General features: G+C 58.2%; 20 protein-coding genes and 1 tRNA gene. 8 read left to right on the top strand and 13 right to left on the bottom strand.

All coding sequences use genetic code 11. The features are described 5' to 3' along the window. The 6 genes from DXC18_RS09750 to DXC18_RS09725 all read right to left on the bottom strand — a co-directional run. Nucleotides 1–689: SIS domain-containing protein (locus DXC18_RS09750; RefSeq protein ID WP_117717002.1), on the bottom strand; the 689-nt coding region annotated here is incomplete at its 3' end. Nucleotides 690–749: 60 nt separating this feature from the next. Further along, nucleotides 750–1,865: an SIS domain-containing protein gene (locus DXC18_RS09745; protein WP_117716999.1), complete on the bottom strand. Its 1,116-nt coding sequence runs from the start codon at nucleotides 1,863–1,865 to the stop codon at nucleotides 750–752. 192 nt (nucleotides 1,866–2,057) lie between these two features. Further along, a complete protein-coding gene (locus DXC18_RS09740) occupies nucleotides 2,058–2,771 on the bottom strand; it encodes a GntR family transcriptional regulator (protein ID WP_117584261.1) in 714 nt (237 codons plus the stop codon). Next, the gene (locus DXC18_RS09735; protein ID WP_117716998.1) at nucleotides 2,756–3,523 is read right to left on the bottom strand and encodes a GntR family transcriptional regulator; all 768 of its coding nucleotides are present in this window, start codon (nucleotides 3,521–3,523) and stop codon (nucleotides 2,756–2,758) included. The genes DXC18_RS09740 and DXC18_RS09735 overlap by 16 nt, the downstream gene beginning before the upstream one ends. A 38-nt stretch (nucleotides 3,524–3,561) precedes the next feature. Continuing rightward, nucleotides 3,562–4,050 (bottom strand): hypothetical protein, encoded by a 489-nt coding sequence (locus DXC18_RS09730; RefSeq protein WP_117640898.1) that lies wholly within the window; start codon nucleotides 4,048–4,050, stop codon nucleotides 3,562–3,564. 249 nt (nucleotides 4,051–4,299) lie between these two features. Beyond that, complete coding sequence (locus DXC18_RS09725; RefSeq protein ID WP_117584258.1) at nucleotides 4,300–5,328, bottom strand: LacI family DNA-binding transcriptional regulator; 1,029 nt, start codon at nucleotides 5,326–5,328, stop codon at nucleotides 4,300–4,302. Nucleotides 5,329–5,511: 183 nt separating this feature from the next. Here DXC18_RS09725 and murB point away from each other — a divergent pair, with 183 nt between their 5' ends. Then, nucleotides 5,512–6,474, top strand: a complete 963-nt coding sequence (murB, locus tag DXC18_RS09720) for a UDP-N-acetylmuramate dehydrogenase (protein WP_117717001.1) — start codon at nucleotides 5,512–5,514, stop codon at nucleotides 6,472–6,474. A 68-nt stretch (nucleotides 6,475–6,542) separates the two neighbouring features. Here the strand turns inward: murB and DXC18_RS09715 are convergent, their stop codons facing one another. Beyond that, nucleotides 6,543–6,908 carry a hypothetical protein gene (locus tag DXC18_RS09715; RefSeq protein ID WP_117584256.1) on the bottom strand — a complete coding sequence of 122 codons (366 nt, stop codon included), beginning with the start codon at nucleotides 6,906–6,908 and terminating at the stop codon, nucleotides 6,543–6,545. A 477-nt stretch (nucleotides 6,909–7,385) separates the two neighbouring features. Continuing rightward, the gene (locus DXC18_RS09710) at nucleotides 7,386–8,591 is read right to left on the bottom strand and encodes a CHAP domain-containing protein (RefSeq protein WP_117584255.1); all 1,206 of its coding nucleotides are present in this window, start codon (nucleotides 8,589–8,591) and stop codon (nucleotides 7,386–7,388) included. Nucleotides 8,592–8,857: 266 nt separating this feature from the next. On the opposite strand from DXC18_RS09710, the gene galE reads away from it, so the two are divergent. The 3 genes from galE to glgP all read left to right on the top strand — a co-directional run bounded on the left by galE (nucleotide 8,858) and on the right by glgP (nucleotide 14,041). Next, the gene (gene galE, locus DXC18_RS09705; RefSeq protein ID WP_117716997.1) at nucleotides 8,858–9,919 is read left to right on the top strand and encodes a UDP-glucose 4-epimerase GalE; all 1,062 of its coding nucleotides are present in this window, start codon (nucleotides 8,858–8,860) and stop codon (nucleotides 9,917–9,919) included. A 220-nt stretch (nucleotides 9,920–10,139) separates the two neighbouring features. Then, nucleotides 10,140–11,645, top strand: coding sequence for a 4-alpha-glucanotransferase (gene malQ / locus DXC18_RS09700; RefSeq protein ID WP_117716996.1), 1,506 nt, complete (start codon nucleotides 10,140–10,142; stop codon nucleotides 11,643–11,645). Between the two features lie 128 nt (nucleotides 11,646–11,773). Beyond that, complete coding sequence (glgP, locus tag DXC18_RS09695; RefSeq protein ID WP_117716995.1) at nucleotides 11,774–14,041, top strand: glycogen/starch/alpha-glucan family phosphorylase; 2,268 nt, start codon at nucleotides 11,774–11,776, stop codon at nucleotides 14,039–14,041. Nucleotides 14,042–14,498: 457 nt separating this feature from the next. Here the strand turns inward: glgP and DXC18_RS09690 are convergent, their stop codons facing one another. The 5 genes from DXC18_RS09690 to DXC18_RS09670 form a co-directional block, all read right to left on the bottom strand. Then, nucleotides 14,499–15,698 (bottom strand): ABC transporter ATP-binding protein, encoded by a 1,200-nt coding sequence (locus tag DXC18_RS09690; protein ID WP_117640835.1) that lies wholly within the window; start codon nucleotides 15,696–15,698, stop codon nucleotides 14,499–14,501. 68 nt (nucleotides 15,699–15,766) lie between these two features. Continuing rightward, on the bottom strand, nucleotides 15,767–16,606 hold the full coding sequence (locus DXC18_RS09685; RefSeq protein WP_089573621.1) for a carbohydrate ABC transporter permease: 840 nt from the start codon (nucleotides 16,604–16,606) through the stop codon (nucleotides 15,767–15,769). Continuing rightward, a complete protein-coding gene (locus DXC18_RS09680) occupies nucleotides 16,606–17,460 on the bottom strand; it encodes a carbohydrate ABC transporter permease (RefSeq protein WP_117716994.1) in 855 nt (284 codons plus the stop codon). The genes DXC18_RS09685 and DXC18_RS09680 overlap by 1 nt, the downstream gene beginning before the upstream one ends. A gap of 87 nt (nucleotides 17,461–17,547) precedes the next feature. Further along, nucleotides 17,548–18,864, bottom strand: a complete 1,317-nt coding sequence (locus DXC18_RS09675; protein ID WP_055252173.1) for an ABC transporter substrate-binding protein — start codon at nucleotides 18,862–18,864, stop codon at nucleotides 17,548–17,550. Nucleotides 18,865–19,170: 306 nt separating this feature from the next. Then, on the bottom strand, nucleotides 19,171–19,890 hold the full coding sequence (locus DXC18_RS09670) for a GntR family transcriptional regulator (protein WP_055252172.1): 720 nt from the start codon (nucleotides 19,888–19,890) through the stop codon (nucleotides 19,171–19,173). A 209-nt stretch (nucleotides 19,891–20,099) separates the two neighbouring features. Here DXC18_RS09670 and DXC18_RS09665 point away from each other — a divergent pair, with 209 nt between their 5' ends. The 4 genes from DXC18_RS09665 to DXC18_RS09650 all read left to right on the top strand — a co-directional run bounded on the left by DXC18_RS09665 (nucleotide 20,100) and on the right by DXC18_RS09650 (nucleotide 24,867). Then, entirely contained in the window at nucleotides 20,100–22,568 is a 2,469-nt protein-coding gene (locus tag DXC18_RS09665; RefSeq protein WP_117716993.1) for a PTS transporter subunit EIIC, read from the top strand. 127 nt (nucleotides 22,569–22,695) lie between these two features. Further along, on the top strand, nucleotides 22,696–23,709 hold the full coding sequence (locus DXC18_RS09660) for a polyprenyl synthetase family protein (protein WP_089573618.1): 1,014 nt from the start codon (nucleotides 22,696–22,698) through the stop codon (nucleotides 23,707–23,709). Between the two features lie 139 nt (nucleotides 23,710–23,848). Beyond that, complete coding sequence (locus DXC18_RS09655) at nucleotides 23,849–24,754, top strand: peptidoglycan-binding protein (protein WP_197032236.1); 906 nt, start codon at nucleotides 23,849–23,851, stop codon at nucleotides 24,752–24,754. Between the two features lie 38 nt (nucleotides 24,755–24,792). Further along, a tRNA-Gln gene (locus tag DXC18_RS09650) sits at nucleotides 24,793–24,867 on the top strand. Nucleotides 24,868–25,481: the final 614 nt, after the last annotated feature.

The raw sequence follows: 25,481 nt of genomic DNA, 5'->3' as shown, positions 1-25,481 counted from the left end.
AGGATGGTCTCGCCCCACAGGGCGCCGGAGCCGATGAACATGGTGTAGGGGGCCAGGGCGTACTTCTTGGCGAGCTCCTCGGCGCGCGGCTCGAAGCGCTTGCGGATATCGAGCATGTCCTTCCAGATGTCCTTGGTCTGCTCGATAAACAGGTCAAACTTGGGGAAGCAGCCGCGGCGGTTGAGCAGGCGCAGGCCGAAGCAGTCGGCGAGGTAGTAGCCCTTCTCACAGCCGCCCGAACCATGGTCAGAAGCCATGGCGACGCAGTTCTCGGCGCCGACAGCCTGGCCGATGGGGCCCTCGGGCTTGGTCATGGCGTAGACGCGCACGCCCATGCCCTTCATCTTCTTGACGGCCTCGAGGACCTCGGGGGTGGTTCCGGACTCGGAGGCGGTGAGCACGACGGACTTCTCGGTCATGCGCTTGTGGCCCATGACGTTCCACTCGGCGGCGTGGATCAGGTAGACCTCGAGGTCGCGGTCGCCGAACTTGTTCATGAGGTACTCGAGCTGCATGAGCTCGTCCCAGGTGCCGCCGACGCCCATCAGGAACACGGCGTCGTAGCCCTCGTCGGCGACCTTGTCGGCGAGCGCGGTCATCTTCTTGCCGGTCTCGTAGAGCGCCTTGCCGTCCTCGAGATAGCCCTCCTGGTCGAAATGCATGATCTCGATCTTCTCGGTTTCCTTCATTTGTCTCTCCTTTCTGGGGTTGTTTCCACATCCCCCATGCCAACGGGCATCAAAACCCGCTTACATTCCGTAACACTCGGCCGCTTTGGCCTTAAGCGCATTGACTGACTCTTCGTAGCCCTCTGCCTTGACCTCCATTTGCTTGGAGACGGCATCAAGATACGGGTGCACGTCCCATGACTTCAGACGCTCGGCTATCATGGCCGCAATCGTCTGGAAGAACACAAGATTGGGAATTGCGCTGAGCAGCGGAGCCACCTGAGGCACCGCAACCTCGTGAGCCCTACCCTTGGGATGGGCCGTGAGCAGCACCGTTTTTGTCGTAACGTTCGATAGCGCATCAGCGATATTCGCAAGACGCTCCGACCCCTGCGGATCGTCGACGATAAACACCAGATAGCCCGGAACGATCTGCATCTCGGGACCGTGGACGAACTCCTCGCCTTCGTGATGCATGGCAGGAATCTTGATGGTCTCGCTCAGCTTGAGGGCCGCCTCTTCGGCAACGCCATAGTTGGGGCCGTTGCCGACGACCATGGCGGGCGTGTGCTCAGAAAGCTCGAGCATGTGGTCTTGGACATATGCCTCGGCGGTCTTGCACATCACGGCATTGGCCTGGATGGCCTCGCGCAGGTCGTCAAGACGCTGGGCAACGCCCTTGGCGTCAATCGTTCCGCGCGCCTGACCGCCGTAAATACCAAAGAGCACCAGGTACTCAACGAGCACCTCGACGCCCAGAGTCACAAAGTCCACCGACTCGACGCCCACACCGTAGTCAAGAACGATGTCAGCGTGTTCCTTGATGGGTGCCTCGACGTTTGCCGTGAGCGCAACTGCAGCCATATCGTGTGCGCGCATGTAATCGAGCGCCGCAATCGTATTGGTCGAATAGCCACTCTGCGAAACGGCAATGTTGAGCGCATGCTGCGGATAGGTGTGTTCAAAATCAACGAAGGCCTCGGGCGTCACAACGGACACCTGCATTTGCAGGGCATCTTGCAGGTAATCGCGGGCGCAATCGGCGGCATGGCGCGACGAACCCGAAGCAACGATGCGCAGCGCGTCAAAAGAACCGGACTGGAAAATATCAACGAGCTGCGCTACCAGCTCAGACGAACGCTCGAGGTTCTCCCCCATACGCACATGGGCAAGCTGAACGTAATCGAGCATCTTCATCGTCTCACCTCGTAACAAATCATTAGTATTTGATACCAATCACAGTTACAGGTTACGGCTTTTTGATACCTCTTTGTCGATTAATTTATCCCCATCGGCGAACGGTCGATTTTGAGCCCTGTAAGGTTGTATATACAGCTGACCCAACGATCAAACTGGTTAGTTTCCCAGCCGTTATTCACAAAATACCAGCTAGTACGTATAGGTGTAGCCGCCCGTATCGCCACGATTGAAGGACTTTACATACTCGATAGCCTGACCGCTCGCGTCATAGCTCACGCATTCCAAAAGCAAAACAAGATCGCCCTGTTCCAGTCCAAGGAGGCCGGCATCTCGTGCGCCCAGCGCTTCGATATCGAGCTTTTCCTGTGCCATGACTGGCTTTCGGCCCAGCATCTCATAGGTCTCGTACAAACTGAAGACCGACACGTCAATATCTTCGATGGTTGGGAACAGCAGGCAGGGAATCAGCGCCGTCTCAATCGATACGGGGCTACCGTTTATGCAGTTCAGGCGTCGAACGGAATAGAGCAGGTCGTCCTCGGCGATGCCAAACAGGTCGGCGTAATATGGCCCCGCATAACGCTTGGAACGCGCGAGAATACGGACGGACGGCTCGCCGCCCGAAGCACGGACCGATTCACGGAAACCGACCGTGCGTTCAAAAAAAGCAGGTACTTTCTGCGCCACAAAGGCACCTTTTCCCCGAACACGGCGAATCTGCCCGCGCCGAACCAGCTCATCGACAGCGCTTCGGATGGTCAAGCGTGTCGTACCAAATTCCTCGGCAAGGTCTTTTTCGGACGGAATCATGGAACCCGTGGGATATATACTGCGCTCGATACGTTCCTCGATGCGGCGTCGAATGCGCATATAAACCGGGGTGGCATCTACTGTTTCAGCCATTGTTCACCTGCCACGCTCCTCATGCCGTTCTCTTCGCCGTTATCGGCAAAGCGGAACTTTGTGGGCAAAATCACCGATTTGCAATGCTCCACAAAACGCATGTCCTTATCAAATTCGATCGTGCTCTCATAGAACACCGGCGTTCCCTCTTCTTGCTGGAGCAGCTCGGCCTCTTCGGCGTTCAAACGCGAGATGGAGATATGCTCACGTCCATGCTCAACACGCACGCCGCCTTCTTTGAGCAAGACATCGTAAAGGCTCTCGCACTCAAAATCGTGCTCGGGAAGCGATGGGCACAGGAACAGGTTAACGTGAGCCGTCTCGATTGACGCCGGCTCGCCCTCAATAAGTCGAACGCGCTGCATGCGGAGCAAAGGAGCACCTACAGACACCCCAAGCTTGTCGGCAAGCACCTCATCCGCCTCGATGGTCCCAGTGGAAACCAGACGAGAAGAGGGGTGCAGGCCGGCAGTCCGCACAGCATCGGAGAAGTTATACGTTTCCTGAAAGATATTGAGCGGTTTGGGAGGACACACATACGTACCCGATCCGCGACGGCTCTCGAGCGTTCCGCACGAGATGAGTCGCGTGATACCGGCACGCAACGCCGTACGCGAAACGCCAATCTCTTCACACAGCACGCGCTCGGCCGGCAGGCGATCACCGCCGGCAAGTTGATGGTGCTGGATATACCAAAGAATTCCCTCAACAGCACGATCTTTGGGGGGAATTGCATAAGATTCGCCTGCCATAGCACAGACTCCTCATTCAGAAACGTATTCCGCCAAAATTAGGCCAGCCCTCCCATGGCATCAAATTCGGCCTTGATCTTCTCGGCGACATTCCGATACGACTTATATAGACTTGAATCGCGTTTGACTTCGTCGGTCATAACGGGAATCTCCAATTTGGAAACCTCGTCTTTTCCCGTCTGAACCGCCACAACAACGCCCATACCAAGACACATATTACGCTTGGCAGCGTTCATTTTTGCCGCCTTAGCAGGATTTGCCAGAATACGCTGGGCAAATTCCTGTTTAGAGACCGCTTCATCGGCCTCCGGATCGCCCGCCTCGGCTACTTCGCACTGAAGCACGTCCGCATAGTCAAAAATCTTCGGCTCGCCGCCGCGCTGATGCACGGCCCACTTGCGGCGCGTGGCATCCTGATAGATAGCCGGCAAAAATGTAAACCGCGGCGGGTCCAAAATCGTATCCGTGATGGTAAACACATCGGGATCAAAGGCATCCTGCGGGTTTTTCTTCTTGAACAGCCCCATATCAGCCTCCCGTACTAGCATTAAACAACTCAAGCTGAATATAGCACCAATTTCAAGCCGCCGCTTTACCGTATCGGTGCGCGGCATCTATGGCTCGCCCAGCGGAAAAGTTCACGGACGAGGGCCGGGGTGCCTGCTTTGTTTTGAGAAGTGGGCTCCGCGAACTTCTCAAAACAAAGTATGCCTCCCCGGCCCCGCCGGCAAATAGCGGACACTCCGCATGCAATCTATGCAAACAAACAAGTGCGCTTAGCTATATTCGGTAAGGTCAAGCACACTGCCCTTCACGATAAGCGCCGGCTCCAGAACGACCTCTTCGGCACGTCTACCGCCCCTACCGGCAAGACGCTTGGACATGCAGCCAAAAGCATGCTCCGCAAGGACACCAGGATCCTGCTCAATCGCGGTCAGCGCCGGCTCAAAGAGAACGTCGGCCGCCGAGTTGTCATAGCTCACCACCGAGATATCGCCCGGGATGCTCTTCCCCATCTCGTGCAAGCGCTTGAGCAGACCGAGGGCAATGTTGTCCGAGCTTGCGAACACGGCGGTGGCATCGGTTGCAAGCACCGCCTCCGAGGCCTCGTATGCGCTCGGAATGTAGTACTCGCTCTCAAACTCCAGGCGCGCGTCGATGGGCAGTCCCACCTCGCGCAGCGCGCGCTCGTAACCGGCAAGTCGTTTGCGGCCCGTATTGGAGCGACGCGCGTTAACCAAACAGGCGATGCGGCGATGACCCTGCTCAATCAGATACCGCGTGGCCATGTAGCCGCCCATCTCGTGGTCGAACATCACCTTGTCGCACTCGAGGCCCTCAATGGCGCGGTCGACCATCACGGCAGGGATGGGCAGATGGCTCACTTCCTCGCGCAGGGCGCGATCGTCGGAGAACTCGTCACCCACTACCAGAAAGACGCCGTCGACGCCGCGCGTCACCAGCTGGCGCAGCAGTTCCAAATCGTCATCGGCGCTTCCACCCGAGCTGGTAATAAAGAGCGCGTAACCGTCCTCGCGGCAGCGCTTTTCCAAACTGCCGGCGAGCGAGGCAAAAAAGCGGCTCTCGATATTGGGAACGATAAGGCCCAGTGTGCGCGACTCGCGCATGACCAGGCTACGCGCGATCTGGTTAGGAACATAGTGGTTGCGCGCCGCAACCTCCTTGATAAGCTTGCGGTTTTCTTCTGAAATGCGACAGGGCCGATTATTGAGAACAAGCGAGACCGACGAGGGGGAAAGCCCCACCTCCTGGGCGATCTGCTTGAGGGTGACTTTGTTGGCCATCTCGCTCCTTCCGGGTTTACGCGCAATCTCTTGAAAGTATAGCGACTGCCCCTCTACCTCGATGATAAACACTTTACCAATCCGGTGGACGGCTGTTTTATCGCCGCCAGCGCACCAAATCCGTCCGGGTGGGGTATATTGCAATCGATTGATGACAACGACCACCAAAAGGCTGATATTCGTATGCACGAGAACGACTTTTTTAACGAGGACCTGCTGTGCGCGCTCGCTGGCGTTGCCGGCGAGGACAACGTGCTGATGAGCGAGCCCATGCGCGAGCACACCACGTTTAAGATCGGCGGTCCGGCCGACGTCTTTGTCACGCCCGATACCGAGCAGGGACTCGTCGCCACGCTCGATACCTGCTATCGCTGCAATCTACCACTCACCATCGTGGGCAACGGCTCCGACTTGCTCGTCGGCGACAAGGGCATCCGCGGCGTCGTCGTAGCGCTTGGCGAGGGCCTCTCCGACATTACGGTCGACGGCACGCACGTCACGGCGGCAGCCGGCGCCTTGCTTTCCGATGTCGCAGCCGCGGCAGCCGAGGCCGGCCTTACCGGCATGGAGCCCATCTCGGGCATTCCCGGATCGGTCGGCGGTGCCTGCTACATGAACGCCGGAGCATACGGCGCTTGCATGGCCGATGTGCTGGAGTCCGTGCGCGTCTATAAGCCCGCACGCATGCTCGACGACGGCACCCGCGGTAGCGGCAGCATTATCGAGTTCGATGTCGATGAGCTCAACCTGGGCTATCGCAAGAGCCGCATTGCCGACGACGGTTTCATCGTGCTTTCGGCCACTTTCAATCTCGCCCCGGGCAACGCCGCGATGATCAAGGCCGACATGGACGACTACCGCCAGCGCCGCGAGGACAAGCAGCCGCTCGACATGCCGAGTGCCGGCTCCACCTTCAAGCGCCCCGAGGGCCACTTTGCCGGCAAGCTCATCATGGACGCCGGCCTGCGAGGACACGCCATTGGCGGCGCGCAGGTGAGCGAAAAGCACTGCGGCTTCATCGTCAACGCCGACCACGCCACCGCCGCCGATGTCGACGAACTCATCCGCCACATCCAAACAGCCGTCAAAGACCAATTCGACGTAGACCTCGAACCCGAAGTCCACCGAGTCGGCGAATTTTTATAGCCTGCCCACCGCGATCCACTTTAATTAATAACGGGACAAGTGATCTAGCTCACTTGTCCCGTTATCATTTATTTGCGAAGAACATCGGCTAGCCGCAGGATTGAAATCATCGACCGATAAGTGAGTTCCACTTTTTCGCCCGCAAGCAGCCGTTTCGAGCCAATCTCATCTAGCCCCACAAGCTGAGAAAACAGCGGGCTGCTCATCGTGCCCTCGTCAATTGATTCCCTTATGGTCTTCAAAACGTCCGTATCATGAAGCGACGCCGAGCTGTAGGGGGCAACACGAGCGGAACTCTCAATTAACGACGAAACAAAAGGATGGAGATGCTTTGGACATAGTCCATCAAACACCACATCCCCATTGTCATCCGAGCCGACTAGTCGCCAACTATAATGATCGACCCAGCCGTCTCCGTCATATATGGTGTCCATGAGCAACTTCCCGTCTAGAGAGACCTATTTGGACATCGGGGCGCAAGACCGCAATCCATATAGGACCCGCAGCAGCTCCAACCCAACGCACCGCTCGACAATTGCAAATTGCGGCTATTTTAAATCTACATGATCAGTTCGAGTTCGCAACAAGGCGATTATTGCAGCTAGGTTATATTTCATTTTCCACTTTGGTGAGCCGTCGGCTCCAAATTCCAAAACCGAAGTCCACGGAGTCGATAAATTCATTTAAAAAAGGCCCCGAAAGGGGCCTTCGCCATATTTATTCAGACAACCAGTCCGGTGTGTGACGCATTGGATCCGAGAGGTCCGTGGCTGCCCGGAAGGCATTAGGTTGATCGCGAGTTCCGCACGAGCCGGAGAGCACTTAATGTGCTCTCCGTGCGAGCAGGACTGTCCGAGCAGGCAACCTAATGCCTTCCGGGCAGCCACGGACCAACTTACTTCAAACCGCCGTTACGACAGCGCAATACCGCCAAGCCAGCCCCAACGCACGCCAGAGCCAGTACCATAGAAGCTAATAAACGAATCAAGCGACTTAGACGTAATGGCACCCTCGTTGCTCATAACGATGCCGCCGCCAACGTAGATACCCACATGACCGTAGATAAGGCCCGGAGCACCCGTGCCGCTATGCGAGGAGTCGGCCACGATCATGCCCACCTGCAGCGCCGAGCGGTCGGAGCTATAGCACCAGGCGTTGAACATGTCACACGCGTTGCCGCCAAAGTAGCCAACGCCGGCGTTACGGAAGACATTGGTAACCCACGCCGCGCACCAGTTCTGACCCGGCGAAGGCGTGGAGTAGCACGCGTTGACGACGGCCTGCTGCTTGCCCGAGCCGGCATTCTGCTGCGGAGTTCCGGGCGCATACGATCCACCGCCCGAGCTCGAACCACCCGAGTAGGAATTGTTCTTGTTCGCGGCAGCCGCGGCAGCGGCGGCCTTCCTAGCGGCCTCCTCGGCCTGGGCGGCAGCGAGAATCTCGGAATCACGCTGAGCCATGAGCTCCTTGACGTCGTCGGAAAGACCGTTCAGCACGGTCTGGACCTCTTGCTGCTTGGCCTGCATATCCTGCATCTGAGCCATCTGCTGATCCTTGAGTTTCTCCAGGTCAGCCTTTTGTGCTTCGAGCTCGGTCTTCTGTGCGTCGAGCTCGGCCTGAATCGTCTGGATATCCTCGATGGCATCGCGGTCGCTCTTGTTGATCTTCTCAACGTAATGCGCGTTGGCGACGAGTTCCTCAAACGAGCCAGAGGCCAGCAGCAGCGACAGGATGTTCGTACCGCCGGACTTGTAGCTGGCGGCCACGCGATCGGAAAGGTCGTTGCGCTTCTTCTTGAGCTCGGCCTTCTTTTCATCGATCTGGGCCTGCGTGTCGTCAATCTTGCCCTGGACATTCTCGATGTCGTTGAGGGTCTGGGCATTCTTGTTGGCCAGCGCCGCATACTCATTTGCGATGCTGTCGAGCTGGGCCTGAACCTCGTCGAGTTGGGCCTGGGCGGCATTCAATTTATCGGTGGTTTCTTTGGAAGCCTCCGCCGCATGGGCGCGAGTGGGCAGGCCAAAAAGAACTGCCGCAGAAGCGGCGCCGAACAGGGCCTTAAGGGCAGTGCGGCGCGAGAGCTCCTGGGAAAGGATGGAATCGCTGTTTGGTGACATATGTACTCCGTTACATGCTTATTTATATGTCGCTTAACTCATACATATTAGCGTACATATGGCGCGTCCCAACGATTTCCACGAACGGCAGGAAACTACAAGGTCGGCGGCTCGTAAGCAATTGTCAAATTTGAGGTAACAATTGAGCAAGCTCTTATATGAGTACGTTAACATAATCCTCTGCTTTTCCTACAGTGCACCATTTGGGCGTCCCCGCCTGCGCTATACTCCCCTCTAGAAGTGTTCCTGATTCGATAGGAGACTACATGTCCAAAGCACTCGACCCCAAAGACACCTGCGTCCTCGTTACCGGTGGCGCCGGCTTTATCGGCTCGCACACCGTCGTTCAGCTGCTCGAGGGTGGCTACCAGGTCGTCATCGTCGATGATCTCTCCAACTCCAGCGCCGTCGCCGTCGACCGCGTCAAGACCATCGTGGGCGACGAGGCCGCCAAGAACCTCACCTTCTACGAGGCCAACGTGCTCGACCGCGATGCGATGAACAAGATCTTCGATACCCATCAGATCGACCGTGTCATCCACTTTGCCGGCTTTAAGGCCGTCGGCGAGTCGGTGAGCAAGCCCGTCGAGTACTACCACAACAACATCGAGAACACCCTGGTGCTCATCGACGTCATGCGCAACCATGGCTGCAAGTCCATCATCTTCTCGAGCTCCTCGACCGTCTACGGCGACCCGGACAACCCGCCCGTCACCGAGGAAGACCCCAAGAAGCCCGCAACCAACCCCTATGGCTGGACCAAGTGGATGATCGAGCAGATCCTTATGGACGTCCACACCGCCGACCACGAGTGGGACGTCGTGCTGCTCCGTTACTTCAACCCCATCGGCGCTCATCCGTCGGGCCTGATCGGCGAGGACCCCAAGGGCATCCCCAACAACCTGGTGCCCTATGTCGCCCAGGTCGCCGTGGGCAAGCTCGAGGCCGTTCAGGTCTTTGGCAACGACTACCCCACCCCCGACGGCACCGGCGTGCGCGACTACATCCACGTGTGCGATCTGGCCTCTGGTCACGTTGCCGCCCTTAACTGGATGAACGGCAAGACCGGCGTCGAGATCTTTAACCTGGGCACCGGCACCGGCACCTCGGTACTCGAGGTCGTCGCCGCCTTCTCCAAGGCTTGTGGCAAGGAGCTGCCCTACGTGATCCGCGAGCGCCGCGCCGGCGACATCGCTGCCAACTGGTGCGATGCCTCCAAGGCCGAGCGCATGATGGGCTGGAAGGCCCAGTACGACATCGCGGACATGTGCCGCGATAGCTGGAACTGGCAGAGCCACAACCCCAACGGCTTCGCCGACGCCGAGTAGCAAAAACCTACATACCGTTCTTGCCCCGATCTCACGTTGTGAGGTCGGGGCTTTTTCATGGCATGTAGCCATTCGCCGAAAATCGACCAACTTTTTTATCTTGCCTGTACATGTTTAAACAACATGTTTTACAATAGGCGTATCGAATCAGAACATCGGAGGCGGACTGCACACCCATCGGCAGGCCGACCCCACAACAAGAAGGTTGGTGAGCGCATTCATGGAGCGTGCAAGCGGCGTCCTCATGCCCGTCTCATCTCTGCCCGGACCATACGGAATCGGCGGCTTTGGCTGGAATGCCTACGACTTCGTCGATTTTCTCGCCTCGTGCAAACAACATTACTGGCAGATTCTGCCCCTTACGACGACCAGCTATGGCGATTCGCCTTATCAGTCGTTCTCGGCCCGCGCAGGCAACCCCAACTTTATCGACTTTGCCGAGCTTATCGAGGCAGGGTATCTGGAGCAGCGCGATATCGATGGCGTGTATCTGGGATCCGACCCCAGCAATGTCGACTACGGTGCTATCTTTGGCGGCCGCCGTCAGATTCTCGACCGCGCCGCCGAGCGCTTTGCTGCCGACAAGCCGGCCGATTTCGATGACTTTATCCAGGCCAACGAGGACTGGCTCATCCCCTACTGTGAGTTCATGACCGTCAAAGAGGAGTGCGGTCTCAAGGCGTTTTGGGAGTGGCCCGCGGAGCTCCGCACCCGCGGCGAGGCTTCCGCCAAGGTCTGCGCCGACCATCCGGCGCGTATGCTCTACCACCAGATGACGCAGTACTTCTTCGATCGCCAGTGGAGCCGCCTCAAGGCCTATGCCAACGAGCGCGACATTCTCATCATCGGCGACCTGCCCATCTATGTCTCGCGTGACTCCGTCGAGATGTGGGCGACACCTGAGCTCTTTAAGATCGACGCCGCCGGCAATCCCGTGAGCGTCGCCGGCACGCCGCCCGACCAGTTCTCGGCTACCGGCCAGTACTGGGGCAACCCCATCTACGACTGGGACGCCATGGAGGCCGACGGCTTCTCCTGGTGGGAGGGCCGCATTCGCGCCGCCCTCGACATGTACGACGTCATCCGCCTGGATCACTTCCGCGGCTTCGAGGCCTATTGGGAGGTGCCGTTCTCCTCGCCTGATTCGTCCTACGGTTCGTGGACGCAGGGTCCCGGCCTCAAGCTCTTCAAGACACTCGAGGAAAAGCTCGGCACGCTGCCCATCATCGCCGAGGACCTGGGCTTCCTCACCCCCGGCGTCATCGATATGCGCGACAACTCGGGCTTCCCCGGCATGAAGATCCTGCAGTTTGCCTTTGAGGGCACTAACTCGTACTACCTGCCGCACAACTACATTGCCAACACCGTCGCCTACGTGGGCACTCACGACAACGAGACGGCATGCGGCTGGTTTGAAGGAACGGCTACCCCGCGTCAGCGCGAGCAGACAGCTCTGTACACCCATCAGCAGGCCGGCGAACCCATCGCCGACGCGCTCAACCGAACCATCGCAGCCAGCGTGAGCGACACGTGCATCTACACCATGCAGGACCTGCTCAACTTGGGCAACGAGGCGCGCATCAACACCCCTGCCACGCTGGGCGGCAACTGGACCTGGCGCATGCTCGACGGCGCCATCACCCGCGAGCTCGAGCACAAACTCACCGACTGGACCGAGACCTACTTCCGCATCCCGTCGGAAGCCGAAATCGAGCTTCCTCAATAGGAGCTACCGCGCCCGACCCCTCCCCACCGTGCGGACGCGCTTGCTTACCCGCGCGAGGCCACCCCAATCCCCTCGCGCGGGATTCTTATGAATTGCAGACATGTAATCAACCCATTACAGGAGGAAACATGCCCCAAATTAACCTCATGGAACTCGCCGAGCAGTCTTTTGGCACCTCGCTCGAGCAGCTCGACGACCGTCGCATTTACAAGCTGCTGGTCAAACTCGTGCAGGAGCGCTCCGCCGCCTGCCCGCTCAACAACGGCAAGAAAAAGCTCTATTACATTTCCGCCGAATTTTTGATCGGCAAGCTGCTCATCAACAACATGATCGACCTCGGCATCTACGACGAGGTTAAGGACCAGCTCACCGCCGCAGGCCACGACCTCAACAAGATCGAGGAGTTCGAGGTCGAGCCGTCGCTCGGCAACGGCGGCCTGGGCCGCCTGGCCGCATGCTTCCTGGATTCCATCGCCACGCTGGGCTTGACCGGCGATGGCGTGGGCCTCAACTATCACTACGGCCTGTTCCGTCAGCGCTTTGTCGACAACCAGCAGAAGGCCGTCCCCGACGAGTGGCTCGGTGAGCAGGACATCCTAGTCGACGACGACCGCTCCTACACCGTCGAGTTCGGCGATTTTGCCGTTACCTCCAAGCTCGTCAACATCGACGTGCCCGGTTACGGCCAGCCCACCAAGAACCGTCTGCGCCTGTTCGACCTGGCGAGCGTCGACGACGGCCTGGTCCCCGGCAGCTCCATCGACTTCGACAAGACCGAGATCGCCAAGAACCTCACCTTGTTCCTCTACCCCGACGATTCCGACGAGCAGGGCCGCCTGCTTCGCATCTACCAGGAATACTTCATGGTGAGCAACGCCGCCCAGCTCCTGATCGACGAGGCCATCGAGCGCGGCAGCAACCTGCACGATCTGGCCGACTACGCCGTGGTCCAAATTAACGACACGCACCCCACCATGGTCATCCCCGAGCTCATTCGCTTGCTCACCACCGAGCATGGCATCGAGTTTGACGAGGCCGTGACCATCGTACGCTCCATGGTCGCCTACACTAACCACACGATTCTTGCCGAGGCGCTCGAGAAGTGGCCGCTCGTTAGCCTGCAGAAGGTCTCCCCTGCCATCGCCGACATTATCGTCAAGCTCGATGAGATCGCGAAAGCCGAGCACGATGACCCGCGCGTCGCCATCATCGACGAATACGACACCGTCCACATGGCCCACATGGACATCCACTTTGGCTTCTCCATCAACGGTGTAGCCGCCCTCCACACCAAGATTCTGGAGGACACCGAGCTTCATCCGTTCTACGAGATCTATCCCGAGAAGTTCTCCAACAAGACCAACGGCATCACCTTCCGCCGCTGGATCCATGGGGCCAACCCCGCGCTCGCCAGCCTGCTCGACGATGTGATCGGCACCGACTGGCGCAGCACCGGCGATCTGAGCAAACTCGCCAAGTTCGCCGACGACAAGAATGTTCTTGAGCGCCTGGCCGCCACCAAGACCGAGGCCAAGGCCATCATGCGCCAGTTCATGGCGCTCGAACAGGGCGTGACGATCCCATCCAACGCCATCATCGATGTTCAGGTCAAGCGTATCCACGAGTACAAGCGCCAGCAGATGCTCGCGCTCTACATAATCTGGAAGTATCTCGACATCAAGAACGGCAATAAGCCTAAGCACCCCGTCACCATCATCTTTGGCGGCAAGGCGGCCCCTGCCTACACTATCGCGCAGGACATCATCCATCTGATCCTGACGCTGTCGCAGTGGATTGCAAACGACCCCGACGTGGCTCCCTACCTGCAGGTTGTCATGATCGAGAACTACAACGTCACCGCCGCCGAGCGCGTGATCCCCGCCGCCGACATCTCCGAGCAGATCAGCCTGGCCTCCAAGGAGGCGAGCGGCACCTCCAACATGAAGTTCATGCTCAACGGCGCCCTAACCCTGTGCACGCTCGACGGCGCCAACGTGGAGATTGCCGAGCTCGTGGGCGACGAGAACATCTATACCTTTGGTGCCTCGTCCAAACAGGTCGAGCAGCTCTACGCCGACGGCAGCTATAACGCCAGCGCACTCTACCGCAAGCCCGGTATCAAGCTGCTGGTGGACTTTATCACCAACCCCGCCTTTATGGCGACCGGCAACGCCGAGCGCCTGCAGCGCCTGCACGACGACATTAAGGGCAAGGACTGGTTTATGGCCCTGCTCGACATTGAGGAGTACATCCAGACCAAGGAGCGCGTACTGGCCGACTACGAGGACCAGGACGCCTGGATGCGCAAGGCGCTCATCAATATCGCCAACGCTGGCACCTTCTCGTCCGACCGCACCATCTCCCAGTACAACGACGAGATCTGGCACCTGAACTAATTTCGCTTCCCTTACCCATCCTCTTGAGAAACGGAGTCGTGGCAACACGGCTCCGTTTTTTGTGCCCGCACGTTACCCTGTGATCCGACTCGGCCAAACAATCTCGATCCGTAGCAATTACTCAACCAAAACGGTCCCAGCCGTTACAGATTGAGACATACCGGCCCCTCCCCTTGGGTTTATCTCAATCTGTAACATCTAGCAGGTGTAATTCGCCTTTGGTGTTACAGATTTAGATGAAATGGTTAGCTCAGCGGAACCGTCTCGATCTGTAACATCTAACGTCCGAAATCGGCCCTACCTGTTACAGATCAAGACAAACTGACAGACGGAAAGCCCCAACACAAAGAAAGGCTCCCCTCTCGCCCAGTGGACGGGAGGGGAGCCTTATATGTGACCGCGGCAAAAGGATGGCAAAGCCGCAGTCGCCCAAAGGGAGGGCCTGGATGCACCGGGCCTAGATAAGGTTCTTGCCAGACACCTTATCGAAGAGATGAGTCGCGTTCTTCTCGAACTTGAACCAGATGGGGTCGCCAGCCTTGAGCGCGCCCTTGGCCTCGAGGTCGACGACGGGGATAATCAGGACAAACTGGCCGTCGGGAGCGGTCACATGGACATGCTCGGTCGAGCCCATGAGCTCGGTCACCTCGACGGTGCCCTGGAGCGCACCCTCCTCGCCCTTGTCGGCAAGCAGGATCTGCTCGGGGCGCACGCCGGCCGTAATCTCCTTCACGTCGCCGCCGTCCCAGTTGAGGGCAAGCTGAGCGCAAGTCTCCGGGGCGAGCGCCACGTTCATATCCTCGGTCTTGACAGTAAAGCCGTTGCCCGAGCGCACCAGCTGGGCATCGAAGAAGTTCATCTGCGGCACGCCGATGAAGCCGGCGACGAAGATGTTCGCGGGATGGTTGAAGACCTCCTGCGGCGTGGCGATCTGCTGGACGACGCCGTCCTTCATGACCACGATGCGGTCGCCGAGGGTCATAGCCTCGGTCTGGTCGTGGGTAACGTAGATGAAGGTGCCCTTGATCTCGTGACGCAGCTTAATGAGCTCGGCGCGCATCTGGTTACGAAGCTTGGCATCCAGGTTGGACAGCGGCTCGTCCATCAGGAAGACCTTGGGGTCACGCACGATGGCGCGGCCGATGGCGACGCGCTGGCGCTGGCCACCCGAAAGCGCCTTAGGCTTACGGTCGAGATACTCGGTAATGCCCAGGATCTCGGCAGCAGAGCGAACCTTGCGGTCGATCTCGTCCTTGGGGACCTTCTTGAGCTCGAGCGTAAATGCCATGTTCTCGTACACCGTCATATTGGGGTACAGAGCGTAGCTCTGGAACACCATGGCGATGTCGCGGTCCTTGGGCGCCACGTCGTTGACGCGCTTGCCGTCGATGAGCACGTCGCCGGAGGTGATGTCCTCCAGGCCGGCGACCATGCGCATCGTCGTGGACTTACCGCAGCCAGAGGGGCCAACGAGGACGATGAACTCCTGGTCGTGAACGGTGAGGTTGAAGTCCTCTACAGCGAGCACACCGTCCTCGGTAACCTTGAGGTTGTGCTTCTTCTCCTCGGTCTTCTTCTTTTTGCCAAAGAAGCCCTTCTTTTTTGACTCGTTGTTGGGATACACCTTCTGAACATGTTTGAGAACGATCTCGGCCATGTCTCTACCTTTCGATACGCGGCGCCGCGCTGAGGGGCGCCGCCCAAACTTGCAAAACAGTTACGGCATCAGCCCTTGACGGCACCTGCCACCACACCGTCGATGATGTACTTCTGGCAGAAGATGTACATGATGACGATGGGGACAACGACCATCATGATGCAGGCCATCATGGGGCCGAGCTCGACGTGGCCATAGCCGCCGCGGAAGTACTGGATCAAAATAGGAATGGTCTTGTACTTGGTGGAGTCGAGCGTAAGGTAGGGCAGCAGGTAGTCGTTCCAGACCCACATGGTCTCGAGGATGCCGACCGAAAGATAGGTGGGCTTCATGATGGGGAGAACGATCTTAAAGAACACCTGAACCGGGTTGCAGCCGTCAATCATGGCCGCCTCCTCGATCTCGAGCGGGATGTTCTTTACAAAGCCGGCGAACATAAAGACCGCCAGGCCCGCGCCAAAGCCCAGATAGATAAAGCAGATGTTGAACGGCGTATTAAAGCCGATGCGGTCCGCCAAATTGGACAGCGTGAACATCAGCATCTGGAACGGTACGACCATCGAGAACACGAACAGGTAATAGAAGAAGTTCGAGATCTTGTTGTTGACACGAACCACGTACCAAGCGCACATGGAGCAGCACACCAGAATCAGCACGACCGACGTGACTGTGATGATGAGCGAGTACATAAACGCCGAGGCAAAGCCCTGCTCGTTAAGAGCGTGTACGTAGTTTGCGAGGCCGTTGAACGTCTCGGGCGTGAGCAGATCGAACGCCGTGGTGGTGCTGATTGCGGTCCCCTTCTTAAAGGAATTGAGCGCAATCATGAACACAGGGTAGATCCACGCGAGCGACAGAATCGTAAAGAAGATCGAGAGCGCGCGGTTAATAGCCTTATCGCGTTTCATTACTGCTGCACCTCCTTGGACCTCGTGGCCTTAAGCTGGATCATAGAAATAGCGACAACCAGGATGCAGAAGATAACTGCCTTGGCCTGACCGATGCCCTGCCATGCGATGCCAGCACGCGAATAGAACGTGTTGTAGATGTTCAGGGCGAGCATCTCGGTGGAGTGCGCCGGGGCACCACCGGTAAGGGCGAGGTTCTGGTCGAACAGCTTAAAGCCGTTGGTGATGGACAGGAACAGGCAGATGGTGATGGTCGGCATCAGGTTGGGGATCTTAACCTTCCAAAACGCCTGCCATGCCGTAGCGCCGTCGACCTTGGCGGCCTCGATGTAATCAGACGGAATGGACTGCAGACCGGCGATGTAGATGATCATCATGTAGCCGACCTGCTGCCACAGGGTCAGGATGATAAGGCCCCAGAAGCCAGCAGCAGAGTTAAGGGCGATGAGCTGGGCGCCCACGTTGGAGAGCAGGCAGTTGATCAGAATCTGCCAAATGTAGCCCAGCACGATGCCGCCAATCAGGTTAGGCATAAAGAAAATCGTACGGAAGATGTTGGTGCCCTTGAGCGCCTTGCGAGTGAGCGCCTGCGCAATGGCCAGCGCGATCACGTTGATGAGCACCGTCGACAGGAAGGCAAACGCCACGGTAAAGAAGAACGACGTGGAGAACTGCGGGTCGGTCAGTGCGCGCACGTAGTTCTCGATACCGACAAAGTGCGCGTTATTGATGGTAATAAACTGGCAGAACGAGAGATAGAAACCCTGGATAAAGGGAATCACGAACCCGATCATAAACGCCAGGCACGTGGGCAGCATAAAGAGCGGCCACCAGCGCTTGAGTGCTTTGCCCATAGAAGGGTCCTTTCAATATGCAGGGGGCGGGCAAACCTACGTCTGCCCGCCCCCTGTCGCTAATCAGATAGCTTGGGCAGCAACTGCTTACTCGGAAGCAGCCTTCTCGGTCTTCCAGCCATCGACGAAGGCGTTCTTGACGCCGTCCCACTTGGTGTTGTCGGCAGCATAAGCGATGAGAGCCTGCTTGAGGTTCTTCTTCCACTCCTCGGAGGGGATGTAAACGAAGTCCCAAGCGACGGTCTTCTTGCCGTCCTTGGCCATAGCAACGGCCTGCTGAGAGAAGACGTTGGTGGTCTCCTTAGCGCTCTTGAACGGGGCGGTCAGGCCCATCTTGTCAGCGATGATGCTGGTGGCGGTGTCAGAAGTGACGCACCAATACATGAAGTCCTCGGTGGCCTTCTGGGCATCCTCGGAAGCCTGGGAGCTGACGCACCAGTAGTTCTCGCCGCCGGAGCACAGGCCCTGGTTCTCCTCGCCGTCGACGCCGATGTAGATCGGCAGCATGCCGAGCTGGTCGTCGGTCATACCGGCCTTGGTGAGGTCGGCGTAGGCCCAAGAGCCGTTCTGGTAGAAGACGGCCTTGCCGGTTGCGAACTCGTTGGTGGCGTCGTCACCGGTCTTGGAGGCGAGCTGCGAAGGATCGCAGGTGGAGTCGGTGATGTACAGGTCGAAGATCTGCTTAAAGTTGTCGAGATACTCGCCCTTGATCTCGTCGTCCTCCTGGTTGTGCTCCTTCTCGAACTCGTAGTAGAGCGGGAGGTTGGCGAGGTGGGTGGTGTAGCGCCAGCTGGAGGAGTCATCCATGCCGGCGGAAGTGAAGGCACCGTCAACGCCGAGCTCGTCCTTGCGGGCCTGGATGTCATCGGCGCAAGCCTTCAGCTTGTCGAAGGAGTTGATGTCCTCGGCCTTGTAGCCGGCCTTCTCGAGGAGCTCCTTGTTGTAGATGATGCCGTAGCTCTCCTGAACCCAGTCGATACCCAGATCCTTGCCGTCGGACTGCAGCGCCAGGGAGTCGTCGATGAGCTCGCCGCGGAGCTTGGTGTCGGAAAGATCGGCGCAGTAGTCCTTCCAGTTCTTAAGGCCGGTGGGGCCGTTGACCTGGAACAGCGTCGGAGCGGAGCTCTTGGACATCTCGGACTTGAGCTTCTCCTCGTAGGTGTTGGAGGCGGCGGTCACGATCTTGACCTCGACGCCCTTCTCCTTCTTGTACGCCTTGGCGATCTCCTTCCACTCCTTGTCGACCTCGGGCTTGAACTGGAGGAAGTAGACCTCGGCAGCGTCACCGGAAGCAGAGGAGCCAGAGCCGGCAGAACCACCGCAGCCCACGAGGCCCAGACCAAGAACCGCAGCCGCGGAACCAGCAAAGCCCAGGAACTGCCTTCTGCTCATTTCGTTCTTCATTACAATCCACCCTTTCACACCGTGGCGGCACCCTTTGCCGCCGCCTTCGGAGATTGGCTCGGGGACTTTGCCCCTTTTGCTGACTTGTACAATACGCTATTTGGCTAGTTGTTTGAACAAGTATTACTAGAGCGGTAGAAAAACTTCGGTGAACGGTAATTTCAACTTGATACTTGACAAGTTTTGTATAAACAATTATTTATTATCGAATGCAGAGAAAACGCCCGATCAAGCCGATGCATCGTCGGTTTGACCGGGCGTTTTCGCTTTGAGGGCATGAGTCTCGTCAGGCTGCGAGCTAGCCGGCTATCGCTTGGAGTTGACGCGGTAGTGGAAGATCTCGGGATGCGTGCGGGCATGCGTGACCTCGAACAAGATGCCGTCCGAGGTGTACGACTGGCTCTCCATAACGGCGACGCAGTTGTACTTGCCAAGGTCCAAGTAGCTGCAGTCCTCATCGTTGGCGAGCTCGACACTCACCGTACGACGGCTCGCCATCACTTTGACGCCGCGCTTGTGCTCCAGATAGCCGTAGATAGAATCCGCCGCGATCTCGGGGGTCAGGCCCTTGGCGATCGACGCCAAAAAGTAGCCATGGTCCACTTGGCGCGCGCTGCCGTTGAGGCTTCGGACACGCACTACGCGAATCAGCTCCTCGCCCACCTTAAAGCCCAGGCGACGAGAGAGTTGCTCAGTGCAAATCAAATGTTCAAAAGACTTGACCTCGGTCGATGCGACGGCATTGTTGCGTTTTGCGAACTCGCCAAACGACTCAACCTCTTCGAGTGCGCCCAGCATGTCGGTTTCGCCCTTAAGCCAAATAACGCGCACGCCCTTACCGTGTATAGGCTGCACAAACATCTGGTCGGCCAGCATGCTCAAGGCGCGTCGAACGGTATTGCGCGTGCAGCCAAACTCCGCGGTCAGCTCGGCTTCGGTTGGCAGCATCTCCTGAAACGCATAGGTCCCGTTGATGATGCGCGAACGGATCTCGCGGTAGATTCCTTCGTAAATCGCTTTTGGCATGATTTCACCTCTAATGAATATGTATGGCTAGGCACGATAGCATTTCTTTGGGTTGTTTAAACCGTCTATCGGCAAAGCACCGATTATTAACTGTCAACGGCGCCCGTGATGCTCCAATCGATTCGAATCAAAACCAACAATGCGGCGAACGCTCACTCCCCTACAATTAACTCATTGTTTAAACGTTCCACCGCAGACACGGCGGGCTTATGGTCGAGAGGCAGAATATGCTGCAAAAAATCCAACGCTTTGGCGGGGCAATGTTCGCGCCCGCCATGCTGTTTTCTATATCAGGCCTCATGGTCGGCATCTCCGCCCTCGCCACGACCGTAGACATCGTCGGCGACCTCGCCGTATACGGAACCCCTTGGTACGTTTTCTGGACCATCATCCAGCGCGGCTCGTGGACGGTCTTTAAACGTCTCCCGCTCCTTTTTGCCGTAGCGCTGCCTATCGGTCTTGCCCAAAAGCAACCGGCGCGCTGCTGCCTCGAGGCACTCGTGGCCTATTTTGCCTATTGCTTCTTTTTGAGCGAGATCATTAAGCTGAGCGGAGACAACCTTGGGCTTAAGTACCCATCATCTTTGACCCCCGCCAGCGGTATCACCGTCATCGACGGCATCAAGACGCTCGACACCGGCATTATCGGCCCGCTGGCGGTGTCGGCAACCGTCGTTGCCATCCATGACCGCTTCTACGATGCCAAGGTTCCCGATTGGCTCGGCACCTTCTCGGGTTCCTCGCTGGTCTACCTCATCAGCTTTTTTGCCGTGTTTGCCCTTGCCGCCATCTCGGCCGCCATCGTGCCCTTCGCATACGCTGTGACCGAAACGCTGCGCCACGCACTTGCGGGCGTCGGCCCCTTCGGCGTGGGCATCTTTGTGTTTTTGGAGCGAGCGCTCGAGCCCATGGGGCTGCACCATCTGCTCTATATGCCCATCTATTACGACAATCTGGTCATTCACGACGGTATTTACGCCACGTGGACCAACCTGCTCCCCATTCTCTCCCATAGCACGCGCCCTTTAAATGAACTTGCGCCCTGGGCAGGTTTTACCGCCACCGGCTGGGGCAAGCTCTTTGGCCTTCCCGCCATCGCGGCAGCATTCTATTTCACCGCCAAACCCGAACGCCGCGCCGGCCTTAAGGTCATCCTTTTGCCCGCCATCGTCGCCTCGGTGGTCTGCGGCGTCACCGAGCCGCTCGAGTTTCTCTTTATGTTCACCTATCCCGGACTCTTTTTGCTCTACGCCGTCCTGTCCTCCTGCCTTGCCATGACCATGAACTTCTTTGGCATCGTCGGCATCTTCTCGGGCGGTCTCATGGAAATGACGGCCTTCAACTTCATCCCGCTCATGCGAATGCATGCCGGCTCCTACCTTTTGGCGCTCGGTATCGGTCTTGCCTTTAGCCTCATCTTTTTTGTTAGTTTTCGAGCACTCATCTTGGTCTATGACCTTAAGACGCCGGGCCGCGAGGATCATGTCTCCAATCGCGCGGCAATCGATCGTTTAACGGGAAGCGGCTTTGCCAAAGAGCAATCTCCCAATGGCGAGGTCAGTATTCAATCCGATCAAGATCACGTCCTCGCTGAGCGGGTAATTCAGCTTTTAGGTGGCGTTGGCAATATCGTGGGCGCAACCAACTGCGCCACGCGCCTGCGCGTCGAGGTCGCAGACCCTTCCATCGTTGCAGATAATGCGTCGTTTGTCGCGGTGGGCGCCAAGGGCCTCATCATTACGGGCAAGACCGCCCAGGTGATTATTGGCATCTCCGTTCCCCGCGTTAAAGAGCATTTTGACCAGATCATGGGCCTCGAGCCGGGATTTGTGCCCACCACCTCGGCCTCCCCTTCCGCCAGCGCAGCCCATAAGCGCGGCGATATCTGCTTCTTCGATATCGACGGAACACTCGCCTGGCAAGACCCTCGAGTGGCACAAGAGCTTCCCGAGAGCGAGCGAGACCTCTCCCCCTATCCCAATGAAGCGGTCTCGCAAGCCATCCGTGATTTTGTCGCCAAGGGCAATATGGCGTTTATCTGCACAGGGCGCACGCTGAGCTGCATCCATCCAAAGCTGCTCGAGCTGCCCTGGACCGGCATCGTCTGCCTCGCGGGTGGCTATGTCGAACTTGAGGGACACGTGATTCGCGATTTGGCGATGACGCCCGGCATGCTGCAGCGCCTTGCTCCCATTCTTGAGCAATCGGACGAAGTGATTCGTTTTGAGGGACTCAATGGCGTCGTTCGCATGAGTGCCGATGCGCCCGACGCCCCCGGATACGCCCGCACCGTGGGCGATGCAATTACGCAGCTGCAACATTACAGCGCCTACAAGATCTTAATGTCCACGTCGCTTGCCAACCGCATCGCTCAGGATCAAGCGTTTGAGCCGCTGCTCTGCTTTAACGAGCTCGAGCTCGAAGTGACCGAGATTTCGCCTCGCGAATGCACCAAGCGCGAGGGTATCCAGTCCGTACTCGACGCCCTCGATCCCCACCACGGAACCGTATACGGCATCGGCGACGCCAGCAATGACGTCTCGCTGATGAACGCCGTCGACGTTGGCATCGCCATGGGCAACGCACCGGACTTCCTCAAGGAAAAGGCCGACTATGTCACCGGCAGCATCGACCACGACGGCGTCGTCACCGCGCTCGAACACTTTGGGCTTATCTAGCCAAGCCCCTACCGCACTTGCGGCCGCATGGACCAATCGTCTTCAACCGCCGCGCTCGACGCCCTAATGTGGCAATATGTTGTCTGCATAATGCAACGATGCAACCTATCAAAGAATGCGAGAACCCGTGTCCAGTCCGTTTACCAGCTTTTTAGCCCAGCACTTTGACCAGATTAACGACTATCTGGCCACGTTCTTTGACGGACAGGCGACTTCCGCCGATATCGAGCGCTACCTGTATACCCCGCTCTCGGCATTTACGGCAAACGCTGGCAAGCGCCACCGCCCGCTCATCTGCATGCTCGCCGCCACTGCGGTAGGCGGCAGCTTTGAGAGCGCCCGCAGCGCAGCGGCGGCCATCGAGCACTTTCAGTCGGGCGCACTCATCCACGACGACATCGCCGACAACGGGCAGATTCGTCGCGGCAAGCCCTGCATGCACCTTACCGAGGGCACCGGTCTTGCCATCAACTGCGGTGACCTGGCGCTCACCATGGTCACCAAGACGGTTCTCGACGACCCCACACTCAACGCAGACGTGAAGCTTCGCGTGCTCCACGAGCTTACCGAAATGATCGTCCGTACCATCGAGGGCCAGGCGCTCGACCTGGGCTGGGTCCGCGACGGGCGCTTTGACATTTCGGTCGACGATTATCTGGACATGGCGACGCACAAGACCGCGTACTACAGCGGAGCGACGCCGCTTGCCGCCGGAGCCATTATCGGCGGCGGCAGCGAAGAGCAGATTGAGGCACTGCGCGCCTTTGGGCTGCACACGGGCCTTGCCTTCCAGATTCAAGACGACCTGCTCAACTTGATCGGCACCAAGGAGGCCGCCAACAAGGACTTCCGCACCGATATCACCGAGGGCAAGCGCACCCTCGTTGCCGTGCATGCCCTGTCAGACGAGCGCTATCACGACGAGATCGAGGCAATCCTTTCCTCGGGCACCGAGGACCCTGCGCAGCTCGCACGCGCCGTGGAGATCTTCCAGGAGACCGGCTCCATCGATTACGCCCACACCTATGCGCTCGACCTGACCGCTAAGGCCAAGGCCGCTATCGAAGGCGTCGAGCTCGACCCGCATGCGCGCGAGCTCTTCCTCTCAATGGCAGATTTCTTTGTGGAGCGTCTTAACTAGCGGGGGTCATAAAACCTGTGGGCAGCGAGTTTGGGTACAAGTTGCTACACTGTTGAGTGCATGTTTATGCATTGTCTCGCGTTGTCTATCCGACACGCGCTCAAAATAGTACGAATCGTACGCCGAAAGGGGTTCGTTCATGGAACCTATTACCACGGGCATGCAGGGAGCAGCCGTCGAGGATGTTCAGTCCCGCCTTCTGCAGCTCGGTTACACCATCGATGCCGACGAGGTCGCCGACAAGCGCTTTGGCACCACCACCGAGCAGGCCGTCAGCACCTTCAGGCTCGACAGTGGCCTTGCTGCCGGTCATGCCGTCGATATCCCCTGTTGGAGCGCCCTGGTCGACGCCTCGTATAAGCTGGGCGACCGCACCCTGTATCTGCGCATGCCCAATTTCCATGGCGCCGATGTGCAGGCCCTGCAGCGCGCTCTCAACGTTTTGGGCTTTGCCTGTGGCGAAGACGACGGCTACTTTGGTCCGCATACCGAGGCCGCCCTGCAGCAGTTCCAGGAAAATGTCGGCCTGTTTGCCGACGGCATGGCCTTCCAGGACACCTACGCCTACATCAACCGCCTGCATCATGTGTGGGAGGGCAAGCCCTCGGTCACCGAAGCCGAGTCCCGCATCGGTTTTGCTCGCGCCGCCAACGTGCTCGAGCGCTTCCAGATCGCCGTTATCGGTGAGGACCCCATCGCACGCAGCGTTGCTTCGCGCATGTGGAACATCGCCACGGCAACGACCGACAACAGCGGCATGATGCTCTGCGACTCCGAGGTCCCAACCGACGTTGACCTGGTGCTCGAGATCGCAAGCGACGAGCTGCCCGCCGACGCCGCGCCACGCGCCACGATTGCCCTCGCCGAGTGCCACAACCTGGCCCAGCGCATCCGCACCGCCAATGTCGCCGCGCAGCAGAAGCCGGCTCGCATTCGCATTGAGCTCACGGGCATGACGCGCTACAACGGCACCTTCACGGCCAGCGACGCGCAGACGCTCGCCGTACGCCTACTCGACGGCGTTTGCGATGCCCTCGCAGATTAGGTAAACTAGACGAGTTGCTTTTGGGCAACACCACACATTGGGACGTAGTTCAACGGTAGAACTCCGGTTTTTGGTGCCGGCTGTTGGGGGTTCGAATCCCTCCGTCCCAGCCATTAAAACTGAGCGCCCTAAGCCCATAACGGCCCAGGGCGCTTTCTTGTGGGCAAGCGGAGGAATTCGAACCCGCAAGGGTGCGGAGCTGAGGAAACGCGAAGCGTTTTCCAGCGCAGCACGCAAGGAGCGAAGCGACGCAGCGGGGCGCGGCCGCCGACCAGGCGGACGCGGAATCCCTCCGTCCCACACCAGCCAAGAGCCCCTCACGTCAAGCAAATCGAGCCAACGCCGCCAAGCGGAGGGATTCGAACCCGCAAGGGTGCGGAGCGACGCAGCGGGGCGCGGCCGCCGCAGGCAGACGCGGTGTCGGCACTTGGGGACGCTCCTAAGTGCCGGCATTATAGGAACGTCCCCAAGTGCCGGCTCGGGACTATTTTCAAGGACCCTCCGAAGGACTGTGGCCAAAAAACGGCAAATATGAGTACTGTTACCGTTGTAGCTACATTATTTTCGTTAATAAAAGAAGATCTTAATGAGATTTATTCGCATCAAGGTCTTCCTTTAATGAACACTTGAGGAGATACGGCAGCTTATCTGCTCGATCGACACGTCAAATCACCTTAAATTTGGTCAAAATTACTGCTACTAAAAGAGTATCAGTACTCATATTTGC

Origin of the sequence: Collinsella sp. OM08-14AT (assembly GCF_003438115.1) — a bacterium.
Taxonomy (GTDB): Bacteria; Actinomycetota; Coriobacteriia; order Coriobacteriales; family Coriobacteriaceae; genus Collinsella.
The sequence above is the reverse complement of the archived record's forward strand: the minus strand, read 5'-3'. Positions and strand labels throughout refer to the sequence as shown.